The organism is Terrabacter sp. 2RAF25 (genome assembly GCF_052115265.1).
GTDB lineage: Bacteria > Actinomycetota > Actinomycetes > Actinomycetales > Dermatophilaceae > Terrabacter.
Map to the genome: position 1 here is coordinate 133,617 of NZ_JBFRGJ010000002.1, position 26,649 is coordinate 160,265.

Below are 26,649 nucleotides of genomic sequence, written 5' to 3' on the forward strand. Positions count from 1 at the left end.
CCCCAGGAGGAGGTCACGATGCCCGATCCGATCCAGCCCGTGTCCGCGGCGAGAAGCTGGGACGCCGACACCCTCGTGGCCCGCTACGACGAGGTCCGCGCCCACACCGAGTCCCTCGCCGCTCCGCTCTCGCCCGAGGACCAGACCGTCCAGTCGATGCCCGACGTCTCGCCGACGAAGTGGCACCGCGCCCACGTCACGTGGTTCTTCGAGACCTTCGTGCTCGCCGACCACGAGCCGTCGTTCACGCCCTACCAGGACCAGTACTGGTTCCTGTTCAACAGCTACTACGAAGGCATCGGGCCCCGCTACGCCCGCGCCGAGCGTGGTCACATCACCCGCCCCGGCGCCCACGACGTCGGCCTCTACCGCGACAACGTCGACGCCCGCATGCGCGACCTCGTCACCGCACTCGACGGCGGCGCGCTCGAGAAGCTCTCCTCCACCATCGAGCTCGGCTTCCACCACGAGCAGCAGCACCAGGAGCTGCTCCTCATGGACATCAAGCACGTCCTGTCGGTCAACCCGCTCCAGCCCACGTATGCCGGCACCCCCCTCACGCCGTCCGAGCCCGACCCGTTGGGCTGGGTCGACGTGCAGGGCGGCCTCGTCGAGGTCGGGCACCGCGGCGCCGGGTTCTCCTTCGACAACGAGCTGCCGCTGCACCAGCAGTGGCTCGAGCCCTACCGCCTCGCCGACCGCCTCGTCACCAACGGCGAGTGGCTCGAGTTCATGGCCGACCGCGGCTACGAGCGCCACGAGCTGTGGCTCTCCGACGGCTGGGCACGCGTCGGCGCCGAGGGCTGGCACGCGCCGTTCTACTGGCGTCAGCACGACGGGGTCTGGTTCGAGCACACACTGAGCGGCACCCGCCCGGTCGACCCCGGGCTGCCGGTGAGCCACGTCAGCCACTACGAGGCCGACGCGTACGCCACGTGGGCCGGCAAGCGGCTGCCCACCGAGGGCGAGTGGGAGCACGCCGTCGTCGCCGACGGGCAGTCGCAGCCGCCCGCGACCGGCGCCAACCTCGCCGACCTCCAGACCTTCCACCCCCGCCCGGCCGGGCCGCCGACGGGGCACCTGCGCCAGGTCTACGGCGACTGCTGGGAGTGGACCTCCTCCGCGTACCTCGCCTACCCCGGCTACCACCCACCAGCCGGCGCCATCGGCGAGTACAACGGCAAGTTCATGTCGGGGCAGATGGTGTTGCGAGGCGGCTGTGCCCTGACACCGGCAGGTCATGCGCGGGCGAGCTACCGCAACTTCTTCCCGCCCGCATCCCGCTGGGCCCTGTCCGGGGTCCGTCTCGCCGATGGAGGTGCTCGTCGATGACTGCTCACGAGCCTGTCGTCACCGTCGCTCTCGACCCCGACTGGGCGTCGGGGTCTCTCGTGTCCGACGTACGCCGCGGGCTCGGCTCGCAGCCGCGCACCCTGCCGCCGAAGTGGCTCTACGACGACGTCGGCTCCGACCTCTTCGACGAGATCACCCGGCTGCCCGAGTACTACCCGACCGAGTGCGAGCGCACGATCCTGCGCGAGCACGCCGGCGACATCGTGGCGGCCTGCGACGCGACGACGTTCGTCGAGCTCGGCAGCGGCACGAGCGACAAGACCCGCACGCTCCTCGACGCGTTCACCTCGGCCGGGCGACTCGAGCGCTTCGTCCCGGTCGACGTCTCCGAGCAGACGCTGCGCGACGCGGCGGCGATGCTCTCCGAGCGCTACCCGTCGCTGCGCGTCGAGGCTCTCGTCGGTGACTTCACGCTGCACCTCGGGCACCTCCCCCGCGGCGACCGACGGCTCGTCGCCTTCCTCGGCGGCACCATCGGCAACTTCTACGTCGAGGAGCGCGCGGCGTTCCTCGGAGCGCTGCACGACAGCCTCGAGCCCGGCGACTGGTTCCTGCTCGGCACCGACCTCGTCAAGAGCACCGACCGGCTCATCGCCGCCTACGACGACAGCCGCGGCGTCACCGCGAGGTTCGTGACCAACTGCCTGCGGGTGCTCAACCGAGAGCTCGGGGCCGACTTCGACATCGAGGCCTTCTCGTACGTCCCGTTCTGGGACCCGCGCCAGGAGCGGATGGACCTCCGGCTGCGCGCCGACATGCCGCAGCGGGTGAGCATCCCCGGTGCCGACCTGACGTTCGACCTGGCGCACGGCGAGGAGATCCGCGTCGAGATCTCGACGAAGTTCCGGCACGAGAGCCTGCGCGACGAGCTCGGGGCCGCCGGCTTCGCGGTCGAGCGCACGTGGACCGACCCCGACGGCGACTTCGCCCTCACCCTGGCCCGCCGCGACACCTGACCCCACCTCCCCGATCGAAAGAACACCCCGCAACACCGAAGGGTCCTGCGCGTTTGGCACACTGGGCGCTCGAGTACGACACGACGTAGGAGACGCCCACATGACCCCTCGCACCCTGTACCGCCGGATCGCCGTCGCGGAGGTGGTGACGTGGGCGCTGCTGCTCGTCGGGATGGTCCTCAAGTACGTCACGAAGACCACCGAGCTCGGTGTCAAGGTCTTCGGCCTCGCCCACGGCGTCGTCTTCATCGCCTACTGCCTCGTCACGGTGCTGCTCTGGGTCAACCAGCGCTGGACCGTCCGCGAGGGCCTGCTCGGCCTGCTCAGTGCCGTGCCGCCCTTCCTCACGGTCTGGTGGGAGCGACGCCTTGAGCGACGTGGGCGCCTCGACGGCGGCTGGCGCCTCCGCCGTGGGGGTGACACGCCGACCAACCCGGCCGAGCGCGTCGTCGCCACCCTGCTCGCCCGCCCACTGGTGGCCGTCGGCGTGGGCCTGCTCGCCGTCGTCGCCCTCACGGGAGTCGCCCTGCTCGTCGGCCCACCCGTCTCCAACCAGGGCTGACACCGCCGCCCCAGCCGTACGGCATACGGTGTCGTCCAGCCGGGCACCGAGCCGCGGCGGGGATGCCGAGGAGGCGAGATGGCTGCGGTCGCGGTGCTGAGCGGCGAGGTCCGGGCAGAGGGCGTCGGCAAGACGATCGACGAGACCACCCTGCTGCTGCCCACCGACGTGAGCGCCGACCCCGGCGAGTGCGTCGTGCTGCGCGGCCCCAACGGGTCGGGCAAGACGACGCTGCTGCGCATCATCGGTGGCCTGCTCGTGCCGACCGTGGGCTCCGCGACGATCGGCGGCCGGGACGCCGACGAGCGCGACCGCGCCGTGCGAGCAGCCGTGGCGGCCCTGCTGGGCGCCCCGACGACCTACCGTGACCTCACCCTCATCGACCACCTCGTCCTCATCGACTCCACATGGGGCGGCGAGCCGGCGTCGTCCGATGCGCGGGGCCTCGCGCTGCTCGACCGGCTCGGCATCGCCCACCTCGACGACCGCTTCCCGCACGAGCTCTCGTCGGGCCAGGAGCAGCTGTTCCGCCTCGCCCTCACCTTCTCGCGCCCCTCGACCGTCGTGCTGCTCGACGAGCCCGAGCAGCGGCTCGACACCACGAAGCGTCAGGTCGTCGCCGACCTCATCCGCGAGCGCACGTCGGACGGCACGACCGTCGTCATGGCCTGCCACGACCCCGACCTCACGGCGAGCCTCGCCAGCCGGGTCGTCGACGTCGTCCCCGCACGCTGATGACGAGCGAGCCGGCCGAGGCCGGGCAGCCCACGGTCGACTACGACGACCACGACCTGCTCGGTCAGGCCGACTGGGTGATCGGCGGCGACGCCGCCCGCAAGGCCAGGCAGCAGGGCCTGTATGCCGGCTACGTCGCCTTCCTCGGCGCCCTCGTCTACGGCCTGCCGATCGTCCAGGCCGTCTTCCGCACGTCGGACGCCGGGTCCCTCGGCCAGCAGCTGAGCTCACCCGTCGCCATCGCCCTGCTCGTCGCGTCGGTGGCCGCCCTGCTCGGCGCCGTGGTCTTCGCGGGCCGGTTCCGCGGTCCGGTCGTGCCGCCCATGCCGTGGATCGACCTGGTGCTCCCGGCCCCGCTCGACCGCGCTCTGGCGCTGCGTCGCTGGTGGCGCTACGCGGCCGTCGGAGGGGTCTTCCTCGGTGCGCTCGGCGGTCTGACGGTCGGCGCCGGACTCGCCTTCGCCCACCTCGGTGGGGTGGGCACCATCGCCGTGGCGGCGGTGGCCGGCACGGCGCTCGGGGTGCTGGCCACCCGCCTGTGGCTGTGGTCCCAGGTGCACTCGTGGCCCGGGCCCGACCGTGGGCTCACGCTGCTCTGGCGCGCGCCGGATGCCTTGCGCGAGCTGCACGCCGAGTCGCTGCGCGCCCACTCGGCCAACACCTCGACCCTCGCCGGCTCCGCCCTGACCGGCAACCTGCGCACCGCCCGGCTGGCATTGACGCGCCCCGTGCACCACGGGCGCAGCGCCCGGCTGCGCTCGGGACGACCGTTCGGCGTGCTGGTCCGCCGCGACGTCCTCGGCCTCAGGCGCACGCCCGGCGCCTTCCTCTCGGGCCTCGGGCTCACCCTGCTCGGCGGGGCGGTCGTCACGTGGGCCTTCGCGCAGCCGGTGGCCCCCAGCATCGCCGCGACGATCGGGCTGCTCCCCCTCTACCTCGGCTTCGGGGCGTGGGCCGAGGGCCTGCGCCTGCAGGCCGACAACGTCGGCACCCCGTCGCTGCTCGGCACCACCGAGGTGACCGAAGCCGCCGCGCACCTCGTCGCGCCCACCGTCCTGACGGCGCTGGTGCTCGGCGGCTGGGTCGCCGTCACGGCCGCCTTCGCCTCGGTGCCGCCGAGCGCCGTGCTGTCGCTGGTCCTCGTCCTGGTGCTCGTCGTCGCGGGCAACGTGTTCGCGGCCTTTCGCGGCTCCCCCACGTTCGTGCTGCGGCCGCAGATGGTCGTGGCCTGGTACGCCCTGCCCGCCCTGAGCGTCGTCGTCGTCGGATCGCTCGTGGCAGTGCTCACCAAGGCCGGGAACTACACGTGGCTGTCGGCGGTGAGCTGGCTCGCGTACGCCCTTCTGTTCTGGTCGATCTCACGAGTGCGCCGTCTCACCTACCTGCACCGCAGCTGAGCGACAACCCGATCGCGGGCCGCGCCGTCGATCGTTAGGTTCGAGGCCATGAGCCAGCTCCGCACCCGTGACGTCGTCGACGCCGACCTCTCCGCCGTCCTCTCGATCCGCAACCGCTCGTTCGGGCCGCTCAGCACCGGCGGCGAGGACTGGTGGAGGCGTGTCTCGGCCGAGACGCTGGGCGGCCGGATGATCGCCGTCGTGGACGAGTCCGACCGGGTGCTCGGTGCCGGACGCATCCGGCCGTACGAGCAGGCCTGGGGCGGCCGCCACCTCCGGATGGGTGGGGTCGCGGGCGTCTACGTCGAACCGAGCGCCCGTGGCGGCGGGGTCGCGACGACACTCACCCGCGCCCTCATCGCCCGGATGGGCGAGCTCGGCGACGTGGTGTCGTGCCTCTTCCCGACGACCGCAACGCTCTATCGGCGCTCGGGCTACGAGATCGGCGGCGCCCAGACGAGGACGACGTATGCCGGCCACCTGCTTCGCGACCTCGCATCCTCGGTCTCCGGGCGAGCCACTGACACAAGCAGGTCCGTCGTGCGACCGGCCACTCCCGACGACGCCCAGCGGCTGCACGACCTCGCTCGCGACGCGCAGGTGAGGCACGGCGCGAGCGGACCGATGGTGCCGACGGCCGAGACGTTCCGCGGCATGCTCGAGCGCGAGGAGCTGATCAGCTACGTGGCCTCCGACGGGTTCGTCGTCTACGACCTGTCCGACGCGACCGTGACCGTCGAGCACCTGGTGGCAGGCTCGCCCGAGTCGGCGGCGGCGCTCTGGGGTGTTGTCGGGTCCGGTTCCTCTGCGGCACCGACCGTGCACACCTACCTCGACCCGCGCGATCCGCTGACTCTCGCCCTCGGCGGCCTGGCGGCGAACGAGGTGCAGCAGACCCCGTGGATGGGCCGCGTCATCGACCTGGCCGCAGCCTTCCCCGGTCGCGGTTTCGGCGCGCACACCTCGGTGGCGGCCCGGCTCGTCGTCGACGACCCCGAAGCGCCGGCCAACAGCGGCACGTGGACCCTCTCGGTCTCGGGGGGCCGTGGCACCGCCACCCGCGACGAGCCCACGTCGGGCGCTCCCCCGCTCGAGGTGGGCGCGCGCGGCCTGTCGGCGCTGTGGTGCGGCTGGTCCGTGTCACGCGTACGCCAGGCCGGGTTGGCTTCGGGCGGCAGCGACGACGGTGACGCTGAACTCGACGCCGTCTTCGCGGCCGCGCCCTACATCACCGAGTACTTCTGACCCCACCCGCCATCGAGAAAGCGCCTGACGGAGTGTTCTCTCGATCAGGAGGCCGACGACACCCTCCCGATCGAGAGAACGCTCCGTGCGCCCCCGCCCGCTCACGCGCCCCCCACACCCCGATCGAGAGAACGCTCCGTCACGGAGGCGCGTGACGGAGTGTTCTCTCGATCAGGGGTGGGGGCGGTGGTCAGGCGGGGCGGGGGGTCTGCTCGGGCTCGACGCGCTCGCTCTCGACCTTGTCGCCCGTGACCTTCTCGGGCTTGCGCACCGCCGGGAGGGCGAGGAGTGCGACGACGGCCATCGCGCCGACGACGAGCAGCGAGTGCAGCACACCCACGTGGTCGCCGAGGAAGCCGAGCAGTGGCGGCCCGGCGAGGAACGCCGTGTAGCCGATGGTCGAGACGACGCTCATGCGTGCGGCGGCGCGAGCAGGGTCGTCGGCGGCGGCGCTCATGCCGACGGGGAAGCCCAGGCTGGCACCGACGCCCCAGATCGCTGCGCCGACGAAGGCGAGCACCGGGCCGCCGAAGACGACGAGCAGACAGCCGACGACGGCCGAGACGAAGAGGACGCGCAGCACGGGGATGCGGCCGCGCCGGTCGAGCAGGCGGGTGCCGAGCAGGCGTCCCGCGGTCATCGCCGTGAGGAAGACCGCGAAGGCGACGACGCCGAGCCAGCGCTCGAGGCCATAACCGTCCGAGAGCGCGACCGCGACCCAGTCGTTGGCCGTGCCCTCGGTGAAGGCCGCAGCGAGCACGACGACGCCGATGAGCAGCGTGCGCGGCTCTCGCCAGGCGGAGGCGATGCCGGCCTTCTGCTTGACCTCGCTGCCGTGCTCGTCGAACTCGACCGACCGGGCGAGGAAGGCCCTGAGGAACCACGGGGTGACGACGACGAGCATGACGACGACGCCGACGAGGTGCGCGCCGATGGAGACGTGCATGGCCGAGAGCCCGGCGCCGATGAGCGCGCTGACGACCGTGCCGCCGCTGAAGGCCGCGTGGAAGTGCGGCATCACGGCACGCCCGAGCAGCCGCTCGACGGAGGCGCCCTCGAGGTTCATGCCGACGTCGAAGACGCCGGCTCCCATGCCGACGAGGAACAGCCCGGCCATGACGACGCCGCGGTTCTGCAGACCCGTGACCCCGATCCCTACGGCGACGAAGCCGACGCTCTGGACCAGGGCGGCGCCGAGCAGGGTGCGGGCTGCGCCGAGGTGGTGGACGATCCAGCCCGAGATCGGCAGCCCGATGACCGACCCCAGCGACGCGGCGAGCAGCGTGACACCGAGCTGGCCGGCAGAGAGCGAGAGCTCGTGCTTGAGGTCGGGCACGCGCGAGGCGAACGCTGCGAAGGCGGCGCCGTTGATTGCGAACGCGGTGAAGACGGCCGTCCTGGCCGTGCGGACGGTGGCGGCCGGCGGGGCGCTGGCGGCGGACATGCGACAAGCCTCTCAGGGACAGCGGGAGCAACAACAGCGGAAACCTATGTCGAATCGTTTCGACTCGAATCGTTTCGATAGCATGCCTCCCATGGTCGCCCGAGGTCAAGCCCGCCCTACGCTCCGCGACGTCGCCGAGCGCGCCGGCGTCTCGGTCTCGACGGCCTCCCTCGTCTTCAGCGGCAAGGGACCTGTCGCTGCGGCCACCGGCGACAAGGTGCGCGCCGCCGCGGCCGAGCTCGGCTTCACCGGTCCGAACCCGCTGGGCTCGTCGCTGCGGCAGGGCCGGGCCGGGGCCGTCGGGGTGCTCGTCGAGGGCCGGCTCCAGCTGGCCTTCCGCGACCCGTTCGCGGTCGCCGTGCTCGACGGGCTCGCCGAGGAGCTCGAGCGCGTGCCGACCGGCATGCTCCTGCTCGCCCAGCCCACCGAGGACCCCCAGTCGGTCGTGCCGCAGCTTGCAGGTCTCGCGCTCGACGCCCTGGTGTTCTCCCTGTGCGGCCCCGGCGACCACCCCGCCGTCGAGCACCTGGCCGCCCGTGGCATCCCGATGTTCAGCACGGGCGTGCCGGCGGACCGCCGCGTGACTCAGGTGCGCATCGACGAGCGCGGCTCGTTCGCCGAGATCTCGCGCCACGTGCGTGCCCTCGGACACAGGCGGGTCGCCTCGGTCGCCATGCCCCTCGCCGGCATGGGTGAGCCCGGCCCGGTGCGCGACGAGCTGGCGGTGGAGGCCGGCGTCGGCATCCCCTCGATCGGGCGGCTGCTCGGTTTCAGGGACGTGTTCGGACCCGACGTGACTGTCGTGCAGACGGGTGACGGCTCGTCGGTGGAGGGTGGCATCATCGCCGGCCGCGCCCTGCTCGACGTCCCCGAGAACGTCCGCCCGACAGCGGTGGTCGCACAGTCCGACGTCATCGCAGCCGGGGTCATCATCGCTGCCGAGGAGCTCGGGCTGCGCGTGCCCGACGACCTCAGCGTCACCGGCTTCGACGGGGTCGACCTGCCGTGGCTTCCGCACCGCATCACGACGATGGACCAGCAGGGTCGCGAGCGCGGGCGGATGATCGGCCGGCTCGTGCGCCGCCGGCTCGACGGCACGCGACCGCGCAGCGCCACGGCGCCGGTCACGCTGCGGGAGGGCACGACCACTGCCGCTCCCCGCTGACGGCGAGCCGCGCCCGCAAGGGAAAAGGGACACCCCGCGTACCTGGAAGAGCTCTCCTACCCTTGCTGCATTCCTGCCCTGGGGGAGTTCGGAGAGGTACCACCACGCGGGGTGCCGACAGCGAGTGTATGCCGCCGCGATCGTCAGCCGGAAATCCGCCCCTCCGCGACCGGTGCCGACGAGTCGGGCCCTGCCTCGTGGACGTCCGGACCGCTGATGCGCAGGCCGTTGACGTGGGCGGGCAGGTGCCGCTCGACGGCGAGAGCGATCACGGCGAGCAGGACGCAGCCGCCGACGAGGAAGCCGATGTAGACCATGCCGAGGTCGCGCCCGATGAGGAAGCTGGCCACGACCGGACCGACGACGAACGCGACCGAGAACATGAGCGAGCTGAGCGCGTTGTAGCGGCCGCGCAGGTGGTCGGGCGCCAGGTCGTTCACCATCGGGGCGCTCGTCGGCTGGAGCATCGTCTCGCCCAGGCCGAAGACACCGGCGCACGCGCAGAGCAGCACCGTGGCCACGACGGTGCCGGGCACCAGCGAGGTCGCCCCGAGCAGCGACCACGCGACCATCCACGTCACCGCCATGACGACGGCCACCCGCGTGCGTCGCCGGCCCTCGATGCGCTGGAGCACGAAGAGCTGGAGCAGCACGATGACGACGGTGTTGGCGGCGAACGCGTAGCCGAGGCCCTCGGTCGAGATCTGGCCCTCGGCGCGCGCGTAGGCGGGCAGGCCTGCGTTGAGCTGCGGGTAGGAGACGAGGGCGGCGACGGCAACGAGCAGGAGCAGGGCCCGCAGGCGCGGGTCGCGCAGCAGGGCGCGGTAGGAGATCGATGCGCCGTCGTCGCCGGCTGGGCGGTCGATGCGGTCGCGGGCGTGCCGCAGCGGACCCAGCAGGATGACGAGCGCGGGGACGTAGCTGAGCGCGTCGAGCAGGTAGACGGCGGTGAACGTGCCGGGACGGGACACGTCGACGAACCGCCCGCCCACGACCCCGCCGATGCCGATGCCGAGGTTGAGCAGGGTGAAGTTGATGCCGAAGTAGCGCTGCCGCTGGTCGGACGGGATCAGGTTTCCGATGAGGGCGCTCGAGGCCGGCCAGACGATGCCGAAGCCGTAGCCCATGAGCACGAGCGCGGCCGCGGCCTGGCCGGTGGTCGTGGCGAACGCCAGGACGACGTCGGCGAGCAGCAGCGCGACGAGGCTGCTGACGTAGACCTTGCGTGCCCCGATGCGGTCGATGAGGGCGCCGACGGGCGTGACCATGACGATGCCGACACCCGCCTGGAGCGCGAGCAGCAGCCCCACGGTCTCGAGCGCGATGCCGCGAACCTCGTGGAGGTAGACGACCATGAACGGCAGCACGAGCCCGGTGCCGATCGACTGGAAGACGACGGTCGAGATCAGCAGACGCCCCTCGCGCGGCAGGTCGCGCCAGAAGGAGGACAGCGGGGGTCGGGCGGTCGTCGTCGAGCTCACCGGCCGAGTCTGCCGTCGAGCACCGACACCCGTCGCCCCGTTTTCGCCTGTGTCGTCGGCCCCTGGCACCGTCGATTTCTTGGGAACGCCCCGCCTCCGGTAGCCTGCGCGACGGAGGATTCGCATAGTGGCCTAGTGCGCACGATTGGAAATCGTGTTGGGATAAAACCCTCGGGGGTTCAAATCCCCCATCCTCCGCCATTGGCAACGGCCCCCTCGCGTCCAGCGCGAGGGGGCCGTTGTCGTTGGCGACGTCAGGCCGCCCACGAGAATGGACCCATGTCCCATCCGGAGCGCGTGCGGCTCGACACCGACGTCCGTTGGATCCACGGCGCACGCTCACCCCGACACCGCCATGACCCGCCGCTCCAGGTCCATGACCTCGCTCCCGGCACCGTGCTCATCCGGCAGAGCAAGGACCTCACCTTCGAGGCCCCCTTCATCCTCCTGATGCTGGGCACGGACCGCGCCCTCCTGCTCGACACCGGCGCCGTCGACGGCGCCGAGCTGCGGCGCACCGTCGACCGGCTGCTCGAGCGCCACACCTCCACCACACCCGGCGGCACGGCATACGCCCTCGTCGTCGCACACACTCACGGGCACGGCGACCACGTGGCCGGCGACGCGGCGTTCGCCGACCGTCCGCACACGACCGTCGTCGGCCACGACGTCTCCGCGGTGCGCGCGTTCTTCGGCGTCACCGACTGGCCGTCAGAGGTGCGCACGTTCGAGCTCGGCGACCGGGCACTCGAGGTGTTCGGCATCCCGGGCCACCACGCGGCGTCCATCGCCGTCTTCGACCCGATGACGGGACTGCTCCACACGGGCGACACCGTCTACCCCGGACGCATCTACGTCGAGGACCCCGACGCCCTCCTCGACGCGCTCGACCGCCTCGTCGCCTTCGCCGAGGAGCGCGACGCCGCCCACGTGCTGGGCTGCCACGTCGAGATGACGCGCCGGCCGGGCCGCGACTACGCACTCGGCTCGCGCTACCAGCCCGACGAGCCACCGCCGTTCATGACGGTCGCGCAGCTGAGGGCCGTCCGCGACGACTTCCGTCAGGTCGCCCACCGCCCGGGCATCCACCGGTTCGACGACGTCGTCTTCTGCGTCGGCGAGGGCGCGAGCGTCGTCGTGCCGCTGCAGGCACGCGCCCTCGTCGAGCGGCTGCGCTGGCTGATCGGCCGGTCCGGCTGAGATCGGATTGCCGCACGAGGCCCGGCCCTGACAGCATCGGCCGATGACCGCCCTCTCATCGCTCCACCGCCGCAACCTCCTCAAGGAGATCGACCTCACGCCTGACGAGTTCCGGGCGCTGCTCGACCTCGCCGCAGAGCTCAAGGCCGCGAAGCGCGAGGGCCGCGAGGAGCGACGACTGACGGGCAAGAACGTCGCGCTCGTCTTCGAGAAGACCTCGACGCGCACCCGCTGCGCCTTCGAGGTGGCCGCGGCCGACCAGGGCGCGAGCACCACCTACCTCGACCCGAGCGGCTCGCAGATCGGCCACAAGGAGTCGGCCAAGGACACGGCCCGCGTGCTGGGCCGCTTCTACGACGGCATCCAGTACCGCGGCGCGGGGCATGACATCGTCGAGACGCTCGGTGCCTTCGCCGGGGTTCCGGTCTGGAACGGCCTCACCGACGACTGGCACCCGACGCAGTCGCTCTGCGACGTCCTGACGATGCGCGAGCACGCGGGCAAGCCCGACGAGCAGATCGCGTACGCGTACGCCGGCGACGCGCGGTTCAACATGGGAAACAGCCTGCTCGTCACGGGCGCCATCCTCGGCATGGACGTGCGCATCGTCGCACCGCAGCCGCTCTGGCCCTCCGACGACGTCGTCGCCATCGCCAAGAGGTATGCCGCCGAGACCGGTGCGCGCGTGACGCTCACCGAGGACGTGGCAGAGGGCGTACGCGGTGTCGACTTCGTGCACACCGACGTGTGGGTGTCGATGGGCGAGCCCAAGGAGGTGTGGGCCGAGCGCATCGAGATGCTCTCCCCCTACCAGGTGAACGCGGAGATGCTTGCGGCCACAGAGAATCCGCGCGTGAAGTTCATGCACTGCCTCCCCGCCTTCCACGACCTCGAGACCAAGGTCGGGCAGGACGTGCACGAGCAGTTCGGCCTCAAGGAGCTCGAGGTGACCGACGACGTGTTCGAGTCCGCCGCGTCAGTCGTCTTCGACCAGGCCGAGAACCGCATGCACACCATCAAGGCCCTCATGGTGGCGACCCTGGTCTCGCTCTGAGGTCGCAGCGAACCACGTTGCACGCCACGGTGATCGAGCGGCACGACCCCGAGGCCGGTCCCGGCCGCCCGGCGGACGCCTGACGTTCACGCAGCAGCGGTAGTGCCGTTCCACCGCAGTACGGGAGAAACGGCACCATGCACTTCTCCCGCACCCATGTCCTCGCGGTGGCTGCCACCGCGCTCGTTCTCCTGCCCGCCGGTGTCGGCGCCGCGCAGGCGGCTGACACGCCGGCGTCGACGTCGGCCGGCGCGGCCGCCTCGGCCACGGCTCCCGGCCAGCAGAAGGACGGCCACTACTCCTTCGCCGTCATCGGCGACGTGCCCTACGGCGACGCGCAGGTGGCCGCCTTCCCGCGCTGGGTCGACCAGATCAACGCGACCCCCGACCTGTCGTTCACGATCCACGTCGGCGACATCAAGAACGGCTCGTCGACGTGCACCAACGCGTACTTCTCGATGATCCGCACGCAGTTCGACCGCTTCACCATGCCGCTCGTCTACACCCCGGGCGACAACGAGTGGACCGACTGCCACCGCACGAACAACGGCACCTACAACCCCCTCGAGCGACTGTCGGCGGTCCGGTCGACCTTCTTCCCGACCCCCGGCCACACCCTCGGCGCCGACATGACCGTCGCGTCGCAGGCCGCGGCGGGCTTCCCCGAGAACGTCACGTTCCGCCGCCAGGGCGTCGACATCGCGACCCTGCACGTCGTCGGCAGCAACAACGGGCTGCTCCCCTGGCCCGAGCTCGGCTTCACGAGCCCGACGGCCGCCCAGGTTGCCGAGGAGCAGGCGCGCATGAACAACGCTGTCTCGCAGGTGCGCTCGGCGTTCGCGTCGGCGCGTCAGCGGCACGACCGCGCGGTCGCCCTCTTCGTGCAGGCCGACATGTTCGACCCGACCTACGACGTGACGTGGGCCGACAACTCGGCCTTCCAGCCGCTCGTGCGAGAGCTCGTGGCCCAGTCGAACGCTTTCGACGGAGAGGTCTACCTCTTCAACGGCGACAGCCACCTCTACAACTCCGACCGCCCGCTGGCCGCCGGCTCGAAGTGGTTGGACTTCTACGGCATCAGGGGCTCGGCCGAGAACCTCGAGCGCGTCACGGTCGACGGCTCGAACAACAACAAGGACTACCTCGTCGTCACGGTCGACCGGCCCGGCGCGGAGCATGTCCTCTCCTGGCAGCGCATCCCCTACGCCTCCTGAAGCCCACCCGTCGAAAGGCCAAACTTCGCGGCCCCTGCACATCGAGAGGCCAGAGTCTGCGACGGACTTTGGCCTCTCGACGTGCGAGGAGCGACAAACTTTGGCCTCTCGACGGTCAGGGGACGGGGAGTGGTGGGTCAGGGGTGGGGGTGGGGCGACGGGTCAGGGCTCGACGGTGACCGTCGGGCATTGGCGCAGGGTCTGGGTGGGCGTGGCCGGGGCCGGCTCCTTGCCGAAGGCCTTCCACGCCTGCCCCACGGCGAGGTCGACCGTGTCGCCCTTGCGCTTGTCGTTGACCAGGACGCCGGCCGGCACGTGCGCCTTGACCAGGCGCGCCGACGCCGCCCCCTCGGGGCCGTAGCGGATCTGGGCGACCTGCTTGACGACGGCCTTCTTCGGGTCGTTGGCGACCGCCTTGACCTTGAAGCCGCGGTCGATGGCCGCGGTGGCGACGGTCTTGGCCAGGCCTGCCCGGTTGGTCGAGTTGTAGACGTTGAGACTGACGTCCTGCGGCGAGAGCGCCTGCTGCGGCTGCACGGTCGTGCACGGGCCCGGCTTGGGCGTCGTGTCGCGAAAGTAGGTGGAGGCGTAGTAGAACGCCCCCGCCATGCTGAGCACGACGAGCGCGATGACGATCGCAGATCGGCGCTGACGCCGCACGTGGTACGTGCGGTCAGCGTCCTGGCCCGCATCCCTGCCAGCATCCCTGACCGCATCCCTGCCAGCATCCGCCGCGTCCCTGCTCGCGTCCGGCATCCGCCCTCCCTCGCTCATCGGCGCTCCTGGTCGAGCCGCCGTGTCAGGAGAGTACGAGGACTCGGGCGTGGAGGACAGGTCTCTGCTGCAGCGCGGCGCGTAGAGCCCGGTGGAGGCCGTCCTCGAGGTAGAGCTGCCCCTCCCACTCGACGCAGTGCGGGAAGAGGTCGCCGTAGAACGTCGAGTCGTCGGCGAGGAGGTTGCGCAGGTCGAGGGTGCTCTTCGTGGTGATGAGCTCGCCGAGCTGCACCACCCGTGGGGGGACGTTCGACCAGTCCTTGGTCGTCTCGAGTCCGTGGTCGGGGTACGGGCGGGAGTCGCCGACGGCCTTGAAAATCACCGGGTCAGCATAGACATCGAACATGTCAGGGCGACGGCTAGAGTTCGACAGGTGACCCAGACACCAGCCTCGGAGTCCACCGACAGCAGCCAGATCGACGAGATCCGCGCGGGCTACGCGTTCGAGGGCGGGGTGCTCAAGCTCGGTGCCGCGGTCGTCGACGGACAGGCCCACGCCGACGCACCCGTCCAGATCCCGCTCAGTGTGCTCAACCGGCACGGCCTCGTGGCCGGCGCGACCGGCACCGGCAAGACGAAGACGCTCCAGCTGATGGCCGAGCAGCTCGCCGACCAGGGCGTGCCCGTCTTCCTCGCCGACATGAAGGGCGACCTGTCGGGCCTCGCGACGCCTGGTGAGGGGGGCGACAAGATCACCGCGCGCGCGGCCGACGTCGGTATGCCGTGGGCTGCGACGGCATACCCCACCGAGTTCTACACGCTGGGCGGGAAGGGCAGCGGCATCTCGATCCGCGCCACGATCACCGGCTTCGGCCCCACCCTGCTCAGCAAGGTGCTCGGCCTCAACGACACGCAGGAGAGCAGCCTCGGGCTGATCTTCCACTACGCCGACAAGAACGGCCTGGCGCTGCTCGACCTCAAGGACCTCCGGGCCGTCATCAGCCACCTCACGTCCGACGAGGGCAAGGCCGACCTCAAGGACCTCGGCGGCCTCTCGAGCGCGACCGCGGGCGTCATCCTGCGCAACCTCATCACCTTCGAGGACCAGGGCGCCGGCGCGTTCTTCGGCGAGCCCGAGTTCGGGACGAGCGACCTGCTGCGCACGAGCCCGGACGGCAAGGGGATCATCTCCTGCCTCGAGCTGCCCCAGGTGCAGGACCGCCCGCAGCTCTTCTCGACGTTCCTCATGTGGATGCTCGCCGACCTCTTCCACGACCTGCCGGAGGAGGGCGACGTCGACAAGCCCAAGCTCGTCTTCTTCTTCGACGAGGCGCACCTGCTCTTCAACGACGCGAGCAAGGCCTTCCTCGACGCGATCGAGCAGACGGTGCGGCTGATCCGCTCCAAGGGCATCGGCGTCTTCTTCGTCACCCAGTCCCCGAAGGACGTCCCGTCGGGCGTGCTCGCCCAGCTCGGCAACCGCGTCCAGCACGCGCTGCGCGCCTTCACCCCCGACGACGCCAAGGCGCTCAAGCAGGCCATCGCGACCTACCCGCACACGGCATACGACATGGAGAAGCTCCTGACGAGCCTCGGCATCGGCGAGGCCGTCGTCACGGTGCTCTCCGACAAGGGCGTGCCGACACCGGTGGCCTGGACGCGCATGAAGGCGCCGAACTCCCTGATGGACCCCTCGCCGCAGGCCACCATGGACGCCGTCATCAACGCCTCGCCGCTCAAGGCCAAGTACGCCGACGTCGTCGACCGCGAGTCGGCCTACGAGCTGCTCGCCAAGCGCCTCGAGGCCGCTCCCGCGCCGCAGCAGGCCGCGCCGGCCCCGGCACCCGCGGGCACGGGGCCCGCCTCCGCCCCGACGCGCGCGCCGAAGGAGGAGCCGAGCATCATCGCCCAGGTCGCCGGCAGCTCCGCGTTCAAGTCGATGCTCCGGTCGGCCGGCACGGTCATCGGTCGCGAGATCACGCGCAGCATCTTCGGCACGCGTAGGCGCTGACGCCCTCGCGCTGACGCCCTCGCGCTGACGCCCTCGCCTAGAGGTCGAGCTCGATGTCGTCGAGGTCGCCGTCGACGTCGGCGAAGTAGCTGATGACGCGGATGTCGGGCTCGTCGGCGACCGACAGCACGAGCTGACGCAGCTGGATGACCTGGCCGGTGTCGAGCCGGATCCTCTTGGTACGACCCCGGGTCGGGTCGGTGTCGTGCCGCTCCCACCACTCGACGGTGGCCGGGTTGGCCTTGAAGATCTCATCGAGCACGCGCTTGAACGACGGGTCGTCGGGATGGCGCGCGTACGCCTCGCGGAACAGTGCCAGCTGGTCGGCGGCCTCCTGCTCCCAGTCGACGAAGAGGCTACGCGCAGCCGGGTCACAGCAGTAGAACCACAGCAGGTTGCGCTCGCGCTTGGTGCGCTTGCTCTCCCAGTCGGTGAAGAGCTGGCAGGCGGTGTGGTTGGCGCCGAGCACGTCCCAGCGGGCGCCGACGACATAGGCGGGGTTCGGGTCGATGGAGTCGAGCAGCTCCTCGAGCTCCTCCGTGAGCTCCTCGGGGGCCTGCGGCCGGCGCGACGGCGCTCCGGTGGCGAGGGCGTGCAGGTGGTTGCGTCCGTCGGTGCCGAGCTTGAGCGCGCGGGCGAGCCCGTCGAGGACGCTCTTGCTCGGGCGCAGGTCGCGGCCGCGCTCGATGATGTCGTAGTACGCGACGGAGATGTTCGCGAGCTCGGCGACCTCGGTGCGGCTCAGGCCGACGCGTCGGCGTCCCTTGGCGCGCCTGATGCCGACGTCCTCGGGTGCGAGCTGCTTGCGTCGGGCGCGGAGGAACTCCCCCAGCGGTGAGGGGGTGCGCACGCTGAGCGGGACGTCCGTGGTCATGGCGGCCATCCTGCCAGTGGCCATCGGCCCGAGGCGCCGTATGCCGTCGTGCCCGGTCTCGCAGGACGCTGCGGCCGCGCGCGGGGCGGGCGCAGCTGACGGCGGAGTCGGGTCTGAGGCGGGGCTGCGTCGGGTCTGAAGGCTCCGTGGAGGGCGCGTCGCATTTTCCTGCGCCGCCCGCGACACGGACGTACTCTTACAAGGCGTAGTAGTACTTGCGCGACTGGCAGGGGAACACACACCCTTCAGCGACTGGAGACTCCGCATGACCAGTCAGGTTCTCGCCATCACGAAGCCGGTCCCGGCAGGGGCTGTCGTCCAGTGGGGCTTCGTCACCATCACGGTCGCCAACCTCATCGTGATCCTCGCGATGATCCTGGTGTTCGTGCTGGCTATCGTGCTGCCCTTCCCGGGCTCTCGCCGGGACGACCGATGAGCACGCGTCACGCCTCGACACCGCTGCAGCGCGGACCGCACGACAGCTGGTCCGCAGGGCTCAGCTCGTGGATCGAGGGACTCGTGCCCAGGGGTCAATGGCTGCCCGACCGGCAGCCGGCCTACGTGGCGTCATGGATCTACGTCTTCGGCGTCGCCTGCCTGGCGAGCCTCGCCGTCGTCATCGGCTCCGGCCTCGTGCTCACCCTGGGTGGCATCACGTGGTGGCACACGAGCAGCGTCGGACACTTCGTGAACTCCGTGCACCTCTGGAGCGTCGAGCTCTTCTTCGCGACCATGGTGATCCACCTGTGGGGCAAGTTCTTCATGGCCGCCTGGCGCGGTCGGCGCGGGCTCACTTGGGCCACAGGGGCGCTCGCGTTCTTCGGTTCGCTCGGAACGGCCTTCACCGGCTATCTCATGCAGACCAACTTCGACTCGCAGTGGATCACGACACAAGCCAAGGACGGCCTCAACGCTGCCGCGGTCGGCGCCTACTTCAACGTCATGAACGTCGGCCAGATGATCCTGTGGCACGTCGCCCTGCTGCCCCTCGTGGTGGGGGTCATCGTCGTCATCCACCTGGTCCTCGTTCGCCGGCGCGGGGTGGTGCCGCCCATCGGCTGGGACGAGCCCACGACGACACCAGCGGATCCGAGAGGTGGTCGGCCATGAGCACCGCGACGAAGCACGTGGAGCACACCGCGACACGGAGCTCCACCTGGGCGCCAGACTCGCACGGGTTCCCCACCCGGCACTACGACCTCGTCAAGGAGTTCGTCATCGCGCTCGGCGTGATGACCGTCCTGTCCGTGCTCGCAGCACTGGTCTTCTCCTCGCCCGACGACCCCGCGATCACCCTTCAGGAGTGGGCGACCAAGGCCCCGAACGACGTCATCGCCACGGCGAGCGCCGAGCTCGCGGGCACGAGCACGAGCGCGGGATACGGCGCCCCGTACAACACCAACGCCGAGGGGCAGACGCTCGGACCGATCAACCTGCAGAAGCTCCCCGGCGTCACCGAACCCATCGACTCGGCCAAGGACTTCGTGCTCGACCCGGTGCGCACCCTGACCGACGACGCCGCCGCCGTGGCTGCGCTCAAGGTCTGGGACGGCGCCGGCGCCGACCAGCAGACCGCGTGGGCGACGGCATACTCCGACGCGCTCGCTGCGGCCCCCGACGGCGACGCCGCCAAGGTGGCGGCCGGTGACTACGGCCCGGTGCCCGAGCTCGGCAAGGCCGAGGTGCGTCTCGCCGCGAGCGGCGCCCTCGAAGGACTCCTCACCACTCGCACGAGCTTCTTCGGGGTCGACAGCACCAAGGCGCTGCTGCTGCTCGCCGACGGCACCTACCTCGAGGACCAGGCGCGCGAGCAGAACCTGGGTGGTGATCAGTGGGGCATCATGAACGAGACCGGCAACTACCCCGGCCAGCCCTGGCTGTGGCTCTACTCCTTCTGGTACCAGGTGCCGCCCTTCTCGACCTCCGACAACGCCGACATCCAGGTGTGGACCCTGATGGTCCTGCTCAGCATCGCCTTCATCTGCGTTCCGTGGATCCCCGGACTGCGCACGCTCCCCAAGCACCTGGGCGTGCACCGCCTCATCTGGCGGTCGGCACGCCGCTAGGTTGGCGGCGACCACGACCTCGCGGACGCCCGGCCGCTCGACTCCCGTCCGCGGATCGAGAGGGAGTGGGCCCCCCGGGTCGCCGGTCAGCCGCCGTCGAGGCCGACGAGCAGGTCCTCCACCGAGGACTCCCGCCCCACCCCGATCTCCCGCGCCCAGTCCTCGGCGGAGATGCGGCCCTCCACCGCGGCCCAGGCCTCGGCCCGCTCCTCCTCCTGGTAGGGGTTCGCCAGCGAGAGGCGGTCTCTCATGGCCTCCTCGGCGCCGAGCAGGTGCGCGGCGGGCACCGGGTCCCCGAGGCCGATGAGGATGTTCATGCAGGTGTTGGCGAACGCCATGGTGAGGTTCGGGCTGCGCAGCCGCACGATCTGGTCGGCGAGGGACCCGGCGAGCCGCCATGCCTCGTCGGGCCGCCCATCCGCCGCCAGCAGGTTCGCGAGGTTCTGACCCTGGACCGCTGCCTCGTGCACGTCACCCTCCGCTGTGACGATCTCCAGCGCCTCCTTGGTCAGCTCCTCGGCGCGCGCGAAGTGACCCAGCTGCTCCTCGACGCCGGCGAGGTTGCCCAGGGCACGGGTGAGCCTGGACGGGTTGCCGATCCGCCGGTGCAGCGACAGGGACTCCTCGAAGGTCTGCCGTGCGGAGTCGAGCTCCCCCAAGTGCAGCTGGGCCGTCCCCGCGATCCCCATCGCGAAGGCCTCTCGCTCCTCGTCCGCGACATCGCGCGCCATCGTCAGGCCCCGGGCGGCCAGCTCGGCGCCGCGGTCGGCCTCCCCCCGGGCGATGAGGAGGTTGGCGTAGGTCGCGAGGCACTCGGCGACGTCTCCCGAGGGGCCGCTCTTGTCGCGCTCGAGCGCGAGCTCCAGCCAGCGGCACCCCTCGATGACGTATCCGCCCGTGTACCAGAGCCACCCGAGCGACGTCGCCAACCGAAGGGCGGTCGCCGGAGCCGCGGCATCGGCGGCGTCTGTCGCTCCGCCGTGCCGAAGCCCCCAGATCAGGGCCTCGCGGAAGTTGTCGAGCTCGACCTCCGCCTGGCCGAGGGCGAGGAGGTGGTCGGAGTCGCGCGTCGCCTTGAGCCGCTCGGCGACGGCCAGGTAGTGGGCGGTGTGGGCGGAGCGTGCCTCGTCGAGCTGACCCGTGGCGCGCAGCTCCGCCAGCGCGAAGGACCGGATCGTCTCCAGCAGGGTGATGCGCGGTTCACCGTCAGGCGCCTCGGCCACGGTCCCGAGACTGGCGTCGACGATGTCGGCAACGAGGTCGAGGGGCTCGGCGCGCCGGTCGCCCGACGCGGCGGGGAGCGCCACCGCCATCACCGCCTCGAGGTCAGCGCCCCCCGCGAACACTCCCAGCCGGCGGAAGAGCTCCTGCTGCCTCTCGGGGAGCAGGTCGTAGGACCACGCGACGGTCTCGCGCAGGGTCCGGTGCCTCGGCGGGCCCTGCCGGCTCATCGAGGCGAGGTCCAGCGTCGTGTCGATCCGGCGCAGGAGCGCCTGCGGGCCGAGCAGCCGGGTCCGTGCTGCCGAGAGCTCGATGGCCAGCGGCAGGCCGTCGAGGTGCCGGCAGATCGCAGTCACCGCGGCGACGTTCTCCGGCGTCAGCCGGAAGTGAGGGCGTACGCTCCGCGCCTGCTGCAGGAACAGCTGCACCGCGGGGGACGCCTCGGCGTCCGCCACGGTCGAGCCGGTCGGCAGGCCCAGGGGCTGGACCGGGTAGAGGTGCTCACCGGGCACGGCCAGCGGCCGGCGCGAGGTCGCCACGACTGCCGCGTGCGGAGCCGCCGCCAGCAGCTCCGAGACGATGACGTCGGCCTCGCTGAGCTGCTCGAGGTTGTCCAGAACGAAGAGGGCGGCCCGGTGGCCCAGCTGCTCGAACAGGCGCGGCGGCTGGCGGCTGCCCCGCGGCACCTCGAGGACGTCACCGAGCGTCGTCCAGGTCACCTCTGGCGTGGTGGCCGACGCCACGGGCACGAAGAAGACCCCGTCCGGGAAGGTCGCCACGAGGTTCCTGGCCACCTCGAGCGCGAGCCGCGTCTTGCCCGAGCCGCCCGGCCCGGTGAGCGTGACGAGGCGGGTCTCGGGCGACCGCACCAGGGCGACCACGTCCGCGACCGCCTGCCCACGTCCGACCAGGTGGGTCGTCGGCACCGGGAGGCGGGACGCGGCGCCGAGGGTCCGGAGGGTGGGAAAGTCGTTGCGCAACCCGTCGACCATGAGCTGGAAGAGCCGCTCCGGCTCCGGGATGTCCTTGAGTCGGTGGGAGCCGAGGTCTTTGAGCCCGACGCCGACAGGCAGGGCGCCGCGAGCCAGCTCGGCAGACGCCGACGACAGGACGGCCTGCCCGCCGTGGGCGGACGAGGCGATGCGGGCTGCGCGGTGCACGTCCATCCCGACGTAGTCGTCGTCGTGGACCTGCGGCGACCCGGTGTGGATGCCCATGCGGACACGAACCCGCTCGTCGCCGGGCCACGCGTAGGTCTCGAGCCCCCGCTGGGCCTTCACGGCGGCCTTCACCGCGGCCTCGGCCGTCGGGAACACGACGAAGAAGCTGTCCCCCTCGGTGCCCATCTCGGTTCCCCCGTGGGCAGCCCACGCGGAGCGCAGGACGTCGCGGTGGCCGTCGAGTGCGGCCGTGTACCGGCGACCCAGACGGCCCAACATCCGGGTCGACCCCTCGATGTCGGAGAACAGCATCGTCACCGTCCCGGACGGCAGCTGACGCACGGCGCCTCCCTCCCACTCTGGCGGTTCGAGCGTGAGCGCTGGGATCGCGGCTCGTCAAGGACTTTGTCGGTGGCTCGAGGTGTGCAACGCGGTCGTCCCGCCGAACCAGCGCCCTCAGCCGCGCAGCCTCAGCAGGGAACAGCCCCGCAGGTCCACGAGCACCTCGGAGCGCTGCTCGGCGACACGCAGCATGACGTCGCCACAGCCGCGGCAGCGCGCGACGGAGCCCATTCCCGAGGCGAACACGACGAGCTCGGCGACGACCTGCCGTCGCCCGCACCCGGCGCAGACGACGACGGCCACCGTGACGTCGACGCCGAAAGCGTCGCCCAACGGACCGGCGAGCACGTTGCCGTCGAGCACCCGGTCGGGCACGGCATACGGAGTCGGCCCCTGCGTCAGGTCTGAGTCGGTCATCTCAACCTCCACTCGGTCCGAATCGCTCCGTGCGCACCAGCCGTGCCGGAACGCCGATGTCGACCAACGCATCGGCCGCGGCATCGACGAAACCCGTTGGGCCGCAAACAAAGACGTCGGAGCCAACACCCAGACCATCGATCCAGGAGGCCAGCTCCTCACGCGTCAGGCGGCCCGGCGGCCGCCCACCAGCCACTGGCGCCTCCCGCGTGTGCAGCAGCTCGACCGTGAGGCCGTCGTCGTGCTGCGCCCGTCGCGCAAGCTCGTCCGCGTAGATGACATCCGCCGGCGTGCGCACCGAGTAGACGAGCAGCATCGGCGCGGTGTTTCCAGCCTCGTGCCGCGCTCGAAGCATCGCCATCAGCGGCACGATGCCGGATCCACCCGCGAGGAGCAGGGTCGGACGCGTCGACTGCGGATGCCACACGAACCACCCACCGATGGGGCCCCTCAGCTCGACCGGATCGCCGACCACGAGGTCACGCGCCACGAACGGCGACACCTCCCCGTCAGGGACGACCTGCACCGTCAGCTCGACCTGCGCGCCGTGGTCGGGAGCGGCGATCGAGTAGGAGCGCTGCGTCGAGTAGCCGTCGTCCGCGGTGAGCCTCACGTCGACGTGCTGACCCGGCAGGTGACCGGGCCAGCCGGGCACACCGAACACGAGGGTCACCGCCTCGGCCGTCTCGTCCTTTCGCGACACGAGGTGAGCCGCCTGCCACGTCACCCGCGACACGTCAGTCGCCCGCGTAGCGCTGTTCGCGCCAGGGGTCGCCGTACTCGTGATAGCCGAGCTGCTCCCAGAAGCCCGGTTCGTCATCGAGCAGCAGCTCGATGCGGGTCACCCACTTGGCCGACTTCCACAGGTAGAGGTGCGGCACGAGCAGCCGCGCCGGTCCGCCGTGCCAGGGCTCGAGCGGCTCACCGTCGTACTCGTGGACGATCCACGCCTGCCCGTCGAGCAGGTCCTCGAGGGGTAGGTTCGTGGTGTAGTCGCCGTACGAGGTGACGAGTGCGAAGTCGGCTGCGGTGTCGACGGCCTCCAGGATCGTGTCGAGCGAGACGCCCCGCCAGGACGTGCCGAGCTTGGACCACTTCGTCACGCAGTGCAGGTCGACGCTCAGGGTCTCCTGCGGGAGGGACAGCAGCTGCGCCCAGTCCCAGGTGTGCTCGCCGCCGGTCTCGGTGCGCACGGTGAACGACCACTCGTCGAGATCGACCCGTGGAGTGGGCCCAGCCTGGAGCACGGGGAAGTCGTGGGTGAGGTACTGGCCCGGCGGCAGCTTCACGTCGTCACGCCGGCGCCCGCGGAAGCCCGGGGTCACGATGCCCATGCCCGATCATCGCACCGGGTCCGGGCGGCTGGCTCCTCCCACATCCCGCGGCCTTCGACAAAACGACGAAGGACCCGACGAAAAGCGTGTCGGGTCCTTCGTCTTTCTGGCGGTGGCGGTGGGATTTGAACCCACGGTGGAGTCACCCCCACACACGCTTTCGAGGCGTGCTCCTTAGGCCGCTCGGACACGCCACCGGGAGAGACCTTACCCGAGCCTCCGGCCCTCGAAGAAATCGACCAGCAGGGCTGCCGACTCCTCCGCGCGGACGCCACCGACGACGTCGACCAGGTGCGTGGCGAGGGGGTCGCGGGTCAGGTCCCAGACCGAGCCACACGCCCCAGCCTTGGGGTCCCAGGCAGCGAAGACCACACGGTCGACCCGGGCGGCCATGGCCGCCCCGGCGCACATGACGCACGGTTCCAGGGTCACGACGAGCGTGCACCCGTCGAGTCGCCACGCGTCCACCGACCGCGCCGCCTCGCGCAGGGCCACCACCTCGGCGTGCCCGGTGGGGTCGCCGAGCTCCTCACGGACGTTGCGCCCGCGGCCGACCACCTCACCGGCCCGGTCGACGACGAGGGCGCCGACGGGGACGTCCTGCGACCCCGCTGCCGCGGCGGCGAGCTCGAGCGCCTGCCCCATCCAGGCCGCATACGACTCGGGCGAGGGGACGGGGCTCTTGCCGGGGGTCTCGGATCGCTTGGCCACGCGCTAAGTTTCCACCCATGGACGTCCACGTCGCAGACCACCCGCTCATCGCCCACAAGCTGACCTACCTGCGCGACAAGCGGACCGACAGCCCCACCTTCCGCCGGCTCGCCGAGGAGCTCATGACGCTCCTCGCCTACGAGGCGACCCGCGACGTCCGCGTCGAGCCGTTCGAGATCGAGACGCCCGTCGCACCGACGACCGGCATCAAGCTGAGCAACCCCAAGCCGCTCATCGTGCCGATCCTGCGCGCGGGGCTCGGCATGCTCGAGGGCATGGTCAACCTGCTGCCCAGTGCCGAGGTCGGCTTCCTCGGCATGCAGCGCAACGAGGAGACCCTCGAGCCGGTCACCTACGCGAACCGGCTGCCTGACGACCTCACCGGCCGCCAGGTGTTCGTGCTCGACCCGATGCTCGCCACCGGCGGCTCGATGGCCGACGCCATCACCTACCTCGTCGACCGCGGCGCCGACGACATCACCGCCGTCTGCCTGCTCGCGGCCCCCGAGGGGGTCGAGCACCTGCGCGCGCAGACCGAGCGTCTCGCGGTGCCCGTCAAGGTCGTGCTCGGCACGATCGACGAGAAGCTCAACGAGAAGGGCTACATCGTCCCCGGGCTGGGCGACGCCGGCGACCGCCTCTACGGCGTCGTCTGACCACTGCTTGCGTATGCCGCCGGGCCGATCCCACAGTCAGGGCAGGGTGTCGCCCCACTCGGCGTCGCGAGCGGCGCGGTAGCGCCGCCCTGCCTTCTTCGACACGACCTCCCGACCTGTTGTCCCGTCGGGTCGGCACACCTGGAACTCCACAAAACCCTTGCGCTTCAATGGATGTCGCAGGATCCGACCTGAGCCTGACTGCGGTGCAAGCGAATCCACTACGCCGGGCCGCACGGCGCCCACCCACGAGAACTTCTCGTCCTCGTAGGAGAGCTCGGCACCCTTGAGCCGACGATGCTCGGCCGAGCGGTTGATGCGCGCTGCGAAGTGGCACCAGTCGCTCCCCGCGAGCGGGCAGGCGCTCGCGTGGGGGCACGGGCCGAGAATGGTCCACCCGGCCTCGATCAGGGTGGAACGCACGCGGAGCACGCGCGCGTAGCCGTCCGGGGTGCCGGGTTCGGCGACCACGACGGCCTGGCCGCGGTGCATGGCGTCGGCGACGAGCGCGTCCTGGGAGGGCTCGTCGAGCTCGCTCAGCACGTAGGAGACGGTGACGAGGTCCGCCTCGAGGGACGGCCAGTCCCCGGCCACGGCCCGGGCGAAGGTCGCGCGGGCCAGCACCTCCGACGGGCTGCCGCGCACGAGCTCACGTCCCAGGGCCAGTGCGTCCTCGACCTGGTCGAGCACCGTGACCCTCTCGAGCGACTCGAACGCGCCCGCGGCCGCCCAGGCCGCCGCGCCGGTGCCGCCACCGAGGTCGAGGAGCGAGCGCGGTGCGAGGCCACGGTCCGCCACGTCGCCCAGCGCTCTCGACAGGGCGGCGTGCGTGGCCGGCATCCGGTAGGCGGCATATGCCGCGACGTGCACCGGCGAGGCGAGGATCGGGGCCGCAGCCGGGGAGACCGAGCGATAGCGGGAGACCAGCGCCTCCGTCGCGCGGGCCAGGTCGCGTTCGCTCACGCCACGCACGGCGCGAGCGAGGGCGGCGCGCAGCTCGGCGGCATACGCTGGCGTTCGCGACATCCGAGGAGAATAGCCGCGGACACGCGGGGTCGAAGCCCCTGCGGCACCCCACCTGCCACGTGCGGCACACTGGTCCCACCCCTGTGCCGTGGGGCTGTCAGGGCAGCCTGCGCCACCTTCCCTCCAAGGAGCACACACCATGGGCCCCAAGGCCAAGAAGGTCATCCTGATCATCGTGCTGGCGTTCTTCGTCTATGCCATCTTCACCTCCCCTGACAAGGCTGCCGACATCGTCAGCAACATCTGGGGCGTGCTGGTCGACGGCTTCAACGCCATCCTGCGGTTCTTCAACTCCCTGCTGAACCGGTGAC

The 26,649-nt window shown here is 71.2% G+C and carries 27 protein-coding genes, 2 tRNA genes and 1 other RNA gene; 17 read left to right on the plus strand and 13 right to left on the minus strand.

All coding sequences use genetic code 11. The features are described from left to right. Nucleotides 1-18: 18 nt before the first annotated feature. The 6 genes from egtB to AB4091_RS03885 all read left to right on the plus strand — a co-directional run bounded on the left by egtB (nucleotide 19) and on the right by AB4091_RS03885 (nucleotide 6,248). The gene (gene egtB, locus AB4091_RS03860) at nucleotides 19-1,332 is read left to right on the plus strand and encodes an ergothioneine biosynthesis protein EgtB (protein ID WP_442290411.1); all 1,314 of its coding nucleotides are present in this window, start codon (nucleotides 19-21) and stop codon (nucleotides 1,330-1,332) included. Then, entirely contained in the window at nucleotides 1,329-2,309 is a 981-nt protein-coding gene (gene egtD, locus AB4091_RS03865) for an L-histidine N(alpha)-methyltransferase (protein WP_442290412.1), read from the plus strand. The genes egtB and egtD overlap by 4 nt, the downstream gene beginning before the upstream one ends. A 100-nt stretch (nucleotides 2,310-2,409) precedes the next feature. Further along, the gene (locus tag AB4091_RS03870; RefSeq protein WP_442290413.1) at nucleotides 2,410-2,871 is read left to right on the plus strand and encodes a DUF3817 domain-containing protein; all 462 of its coding nucleotides are present in this window, start codon (nucleotides 2,410-2,412) and stop codon (nucleotides 2,869-2,871) included. Between the two features lie 78 nt (nucleotides 2,872-2,949). Then, the gene (locus tag AB4091_RS03875; RefSeq protein ID WP_442290414.1) at nucleotides 2,950-3,606 is read left to right on the plus strand and encodes an ABC transporter ATP-binding protein; all 657 of its coding nucleotides are present in this window, start codon (nucleotides 2,950-2,952) and stop codon (nucleotides 3,604-3,606) included. Next, nucleotides 3,606-5,003 carry a hypothetical protein gene (locus AB4091_RS03880; protein WP_442290415.1) on the plus strand — a complete coding sequence of 466 codons (1,398 nt, stop codon included), beginning with the start codon at nucleotides 3,606-3,608 and terminating at the stop codon, nucleotides 5,001-5,003. The genes AB4091_RS03875 and AB4091_RS03880 overlap by 1 nt, the downstream gene beginning before the upstream one ends. Before the next feature lie 48 nt (nucleotides 5,004-5,051). Further along, entirely contained in the window at nucleotides 5,052-6,248 is a 1,197-nt protein-coding gene (locus tag AB4091_RS03885; RefSeq protein ID WP_442290416.1) for a GNAT family N-acetyltransferase, read from the plus strand. A gap of 190 nt (nucleotides 6,249-6,438) precedes the next feature. On the opposite strand, the gene AB4091_RS03890 is transcribed toward AB4091_RS03885, so the two are convergent. Beyond that, the gene (locus AB4091_RS03890) at nucleotides 6,439-7,692 is read right to left on the minus strand and encodes an MFS transporter (RefSeq protein WP_442290417.1); all 1,254 of its coding nucleotides are present in this window, start codon (nucleotides 7,690-7,692) and stop codon (nucleotides 6,439-6,441) included. 91 nt (nucleotides 7,693-7,783) lie between these two features. Between AB4091_RS03890 and AB4091_RS03895 the strand changes: the two genes are divergently transcribed. Next, the gene (locus tag AB4091_RS03895; RefSeq protein ID WP_442290418.1) at nucleotides 7,784-8,857 is read left to right on the plus strand and encodes a LacI family DNA-binding transcriptional regulator; all 1,074 of its coding nucleotides are present in this window, start codon (nucleotides 7,784-7,786) and stop codon (nucleotides 8,855-8,857) included. Between the two features lie 22 nt (nucleotides 8,858-8,879). On the opposite strand, the gene ffs is transcribed toward AB4091_RS03895, so the two are convergent. Continuing rightward, nucleotides 8,880-8,976, minus strand: an RNA gene (gene ffs, locus AB4091_RS03900) — signal recognition particle sRNA small type. Between the two features lie 24 nt (nucleotides 8,977-9,000). Further along, the gene (locus AB4091_RS03905) at nucleotides 9,001-10,338 is read right to left on the minus strand and encodes an MFS transporter (protein ID WP_442290419.1); all 1,338 of its coding nucleotides are present in this window, start codon (nucleotides 10,336-10,338) and stop codon (nucleotides 9,001-9,003) included. Between the two features lie 113 nt (nucleotides 10,339-10,451). Between AB4091_RS03905 and AB4091_RS03910 the strand changes: the two genes are divergently transcribed. The 4 genes from AB4091_RS03910 (at nucleotide 10,452) to AB4091_RS03925 (ending at nucleotide 13,806) form a co-directional block, all read left to right on the plus strand. Beyond that, nucleotides 10,452-10,539 (plus strand) — tRNA-Ser (locus tag AB4091_RS03910). A gap of 78 nt (nucleotides 10,540-10,617) precedes the next feature. Further along, nucleotides 10,618-11,538: an MBL fold metallo-hydrolase gene (locus tag AB4091_RS03915; protein WP_442290420.1), complete on the plus strand. Its 921-nt coding sequence runs from the start codon at nucleotides 10,618-10,620 to the stop codon at nucleotides 11,536-11,538. A gap of 43 nt (nucleotides 11,539-11,581) precedes the next feature. Further along, nucleotides 11,582-12,592, plus strand: coding sequence for an ornithine carbamoyltransferase (gene argF, locus AB4091_RS03920; RefSeq protein ID WP_442290421.1), 1,011 nt, complete (start codon nucleotides 11,582-11,584; stop codon nucleotides 12,590-12,592). A 137-nt stretch (nucleotides 12,593-12,729) separates the two neighbouring features. Beyond that, a complete protein-coding gene (locus AB4091_RS03925; protein ID WP_442290422.1) occupies nucleotides 12,730-13,806 on the plus strand; it encodes a metallophosphoesterase in 1,077 nt (358 codons plus the stop codon). A 162-nt stretch (nucleotides 13,807-13,968) separates the two neighbouring features. On the opposite strand, the gene AB4091_RS03930 is transcribed toward AB4091_RS03925, so the two are convergent. Then, nucleotides 13,969-14,580: a LytR C-terminal domain-containing protein gene (locus AB4091_RS03930; protein ID WP_442290423.1), complete on the minus strand. Its 612-nt coding sequence runs from the start codon at nucleotides 14,578-14,580 to the stop codon at nucleotides 13,969-13,971. Nucleotides 14,581-14,605: 25 nt separating this feature from the next. After that, entirely contained in the window at nucleotides 14,606-14,902 is a 297-nt protein-coding gene (locus AB4091_RS03935; RefSeq protein ID WP_386054628.1) for a type II toxin-antitoxin system VapB family antitoxin, read from the minus strand. A 51-nt stretch (nucleotides 14,903-14,953) separates the two neighbouring features. Between AB4091_RS03935 and AB4091_RS03940 the strand changes: the two genes are divergently transcribed. Beyond that, complete coding sequence (locus AB4091_RS03940) at nucleotides 14,954-16,531, plus strand: helicase HerA-like domain-containing protein (protein WP_442290424.1); 1,578 nt, start codon at nucleotides 14,954-14,956, stop codon at nucleotides 16,529-16,531. 37 nt (nucleotides 16,532-16,568) lie between these two features. Here the strand turns inward: AB4091_RS03940 and AB4091_RS03945 are convergent, their stop codons facing one another. Then, the gene (locus AB4091_RS03945; protein ID WP_442290425.1) at nucleotides 16,569-17,405 is read right to left on the minus strand and encodes a helix-turn-helix transcriptional regulator; all 837 of its coding nucleotides are present in this window, start codon (nucleotides 17,403-17,405) and stop codon (nucleotides 16,569-16,571) included. A 265-nt stretch (nucleotides 17,406-17,670) separates the two neighbouring features. Between AB4091_RS03945 and AB4091_RS03950 the strand changes: the two genes are divergently transcribed. Genes AB4091_RS03950 through AB4091_RS03960 form a run of 3 tightly spaced genes read left to right on the plus strand, consistent with a single transcriptional unit; the run spans nucleotide 17,671 to nucleotide 19,471 of the window. Further along, a complete protein-coding gene (locus AB4091_RS03950; protein WP_442290426.1) occupies nucleotides 17,671-17,841 on the plus strand; it encodes a hypothetical protein in 171 nt (56 codons plus the stop codon). Further along, complete coding sequence (locus AB4091_RS03955) at nucleotides 17,838-18,515, plus strand: cytochrome b N-terminal domain-containing protein (RefSeq protein WP_442290427.1); 678 nt, start codon at nucleotides 17,838-17,840, stop codon at nucleotides 18,513-18,515. The genes AB4091_RS03950 and AB4091_RS03955 overlap by 4 nt, the downstream gene beginning before the upstream one ends. Beyond that, nucleotides 18,512-19,471 carry a hypothetical protein gene (locus AB4091_RS03960; protein ID WP_442290428.1) on the plus strand — a complete coding sequence of 320 codons (960 nt, stop codon included), beginning with the start codon at nucleotides 18,512-18,514 and terminating at the stop codon, nucleotides 19,469-19,471. The genes AB4091_RS03955 and AB4091_RS03960 overlap by 4 nt, the downstream gene beginning before the upstream one ends. An 86-nt stretch (nucleotides 19,472-19,557) precedes the next feature. Here AB4091_RS03960 and AB4091_RS03965 read toward each other — a convergent pair whose 3' ends face one another. The 6 genes from AB4091_RS03965 to AB4091_RS03990 all read right to left on the minus strand — a co-directional run bounded on the left by AB4091_RS03965 (nucleotide 19,558) and on the right by AB4091_RS03990 (nucleotide 24,656). After that, nucleotides 19,558-22,194, minus strand: a complete 2,637-nt coding sequence (locus AB4091_RS03965; RefSeq protein WP_442290429.1) for a tetratricopeptide repeat protein — start codon at nucleotides 22,192-22,194, stop codon at nucleotides 19,558-19,560. A 114-nt stretch (nucleotides 22,195-22,308) separates the two neighbouring features. After that, entirely contained in the window at nucleotides 22,309-22,611 is a 303-nt protein-coding gene (locus AB4091_RS03970) for a DUF6510 family protein (RefSeq protein WP_442290430.1), read from the minus strand. Between the two features lies 1 nt (nucleotide 22,612). Beyond that, a complete protein-coding gene (locus tag AB4091_RS03975) occupies nucleotides 22,613-23,338 on the minus strand; it encodes a ferredoxin reductase (RefSeq protein WP_442290431.1) in 726 nt (241 codons plus the stop codon). A 10-nt stretch (nucleotides 23,339-23,348) separates the two neighbouring features. After that, nucleotides 23,349-23,945 (minus strand): sulfite oxidase-like oxidoreductase, encoded by a 597-nt coding sequence (locus tag AB4091_RS03980; protein ID WP_442290432.1) that lies wholly within the window; start codon nucleotides 23,943-23,945, stop codon nucleotides 23,349-23,351. Nucleotides 23,946-24,052: 107 nt separating this feature from the next. After that, nucleotides 24,053-24,142: transfer RNA gene (locus AB4091_RS03985), tRNA-Ser, on the minus strand. Nucleotides 24,143-24,152: 10 nt separating this feature from the next. After that, entirely contained in the window at nucleotides 24,153-24,656 is a 504-nt protein-coding gene (locus tag AB4091_RS03990) for a nucleoside deaminase (RefSeq protein WP_442290433.1), read from the minus strand. Nucleotides 24,657-24,673: 17 nt separating this feature from the next. Here AB4091_RS03990 and upp point away from each other — a divergent pair, with 17 nt between their 5' ends. After that, entirely contained in the window at nucleotides 24,674-25,312 is a 639-nt protein-coding gene (upp, locus tag AB4091_RS03995; protein ID WP_442290434.1) for a uracil phosphoribosyltransferase, read from the plus strand. Nucleotides 25,313-25,348: 36 nt separating this feature from the next. Here the strand turns inward: upp and AB4091_RS04000 are convergent, their stop codons facing one another. Next, the gene (locus AB4091_RS04000; protein ID WP_442290435.1) at nucleotides 25,349-26,338 is read right to left on the minus strand and encodes a small ribosomal subunit Rsm22 family protein; all 990 of its coding nucleotides are present in this window, start codon (nucleotides 26,336-26,338) and stop codon (nucleotides 25,349-25,351) included. Between the two features lie 139 nt (nucleotides 26,339-26,477). Between AB4091_RS04000 and AB4091_RS04005 the strand changes: the two genes are divergently transcribed. Further along, on the plus strand, nucleotides 26,478-26,648 hold the full coding sequence (locus AB4091_RS04005) for a hypothetical protein (protein WP_442290436.1): 171 nt from the start codon (nucleotides 26,478-26,480) through the stop codon (nucleotides 26,646-26,648). Nucleotide 26,649 lies beyond the last annotated feature (1 nt).

What these genes read in the sequence shown, in the direction of transcription:
- egtB (WP_442290411.1), top strand. Translation starts at nt 19, where the DNA reads ATGCCCGATCCGATCCAGCCCGTGTCCGCGGCGAGAAGCTGGGACGCC.
- egtD (WP_442290412.1), top strand. Translation starts at nt 1,329, where the DNA reads ATGACTGCTCACGAGCCTGTCGTCACCGTCGCTCTCGACCCCGACTGG.
- AB4091_RS03870 (WP_442290413.1), top strand. Translation starts at nt 2,410, where the DNA reads ATGACCCCTCGCACCCTGTACCGCCGGATCGCCGTCGCGGAGGTGGTG.
- AB4091_RS03875 (WP_442290414.1), top strand. Translation starts at nt 2,950, where the DNA reads ATGGCTGCGGTCGCGGTGCTGAGCGGCGAGGTCCGGGCAGAGGGCGTC.
- AB4091_RS03880 (WP_442290415.1), top strand. Translation starts at nt 3,606, where the DNA reads ATGACGAGCGAGCCGGCCGAGGCCGGGCAGCCCACGGTCGACTACGAC.
- AB4091_RS03885 (WP_442290416.1), top strand. Translation starts at nt 5,052, where the DNA reads ATGAGCCAGCTCCGCACCCGTGACGTCGTCGACGCCGACCTCTCCGCC.
- AB4091_RS03890 (WP_442290417.1), bottom strand. Translation starts at nt 7,692, where the DNA reads ATGTCCGCCGCCAGCGCCCCGCCGGCCGCCACCGTCCGCACGGCCAGG.
- AB4091_RS03895 (WP_442290418.1), top strand. Translation starts at nt 7,784, where the DNA reads ATGGTCGCCCGAGGTCAAGCCCGCCCTACGCTCCGCGACGTCGCCGAG.
- AB4091_RS03915 (WP_442290420.1), top strand. Translation starts at nt 10,618, where the DNA reads ATGTCCCATCCGGAGCGCGTGCGGCTCGACACCGACGTCCGTTGGATC.
- argF (WP_442290421.1), top strand. Translation starts at nt 11,582, where the DNA reads ATGACCGCCCTCTCATCGCTCCACCGCCGCAACCTCCTCAAGGAGATC.
- AB4091_RS03925 (WP_442290422.1), top strand. Translation starts at nt 12,730, where the DNA reads ATGCACTTCTCCCGCACCCATGTCCTCGCGGTGGCTGCCACCGCGCTC.
- AB4091_RS03930 (WP_442290423.1), bottom strand. Translation starts at nt 14,580, where the DNA reads ATGAGCGAGGGAGGGCGGATGCCGGACGCGAGCAGGGACGCGGCGGAT.
- AB4091_RS03945 (WP_442290425.1), bottom strand. Translation starts at nt 17,405, where the DNA reads ATGACCACGGACGTCCCGCTCAGCGTGCGCACCCCCTCACCGCTGGGG.
- AB4091_RS03950 (WP_442290426.1), top strand. Translation starts at nt 17,671, where the DNA reads ATGACCAGTCAGGTTCTCGCCATCACGAAGCCGGTCCCGGCAGGGGCT.
- AB4091_RS03955 (WP_442290427.1), top strand. Translation starts at nt 17,838, where the DNA reads ATGAGCACGCGTCACGCCTCGACACCGCTGCAGCGCGGACCGCACGAC.
- AB4091_RS03960 (WP_442290428.1), top strand. Translation starts at nt 18,512, where the DNA reads ATGAGCACCGCGACGAAGCACGTGGAGCACACCGCGACACGGAGCTCC.
- AB4091_RS03970 (WP_442290430.1), bottom strand. Translation starts at nt 22,611, where the DNA reads ATGACCGACTCAGACCTGACGCAGGGGCCGACTCCGTATGCCGTGCCC.
- AB4091_RS03980 (WP_442290432.1), bottom strand. Translation starts at nt 23,945, where the DNA reads ATGGGCATCGTGACCCCGGGCTTCCGCGGGCGCCGGCGTGACGACGTG.
- upp (WP_442290434.1), top strand. Translation starts at nt 24,674, where the DNA reads ATGGACGTCCACGTCGCAGACCACCCGCTCATCGCCCACAAGCTGACC.
- AB4091_RS04000 (WP_442290435.1), bottom strand. Translation starts at nt 26,338, where the DNA reads ATGTCGCGAACGCCAGCGTATGCCGCCGAGCTGCGCGCCGCCCTCGCT.
- AB4091_RS04005 (WP_442290436.1), top strand. Translation starts at nt 26,478, where the DNA reads ATGGGCCCCAAGGCCAAGAAGGTCATCCTGATCATCGTGCTGGCGTTC.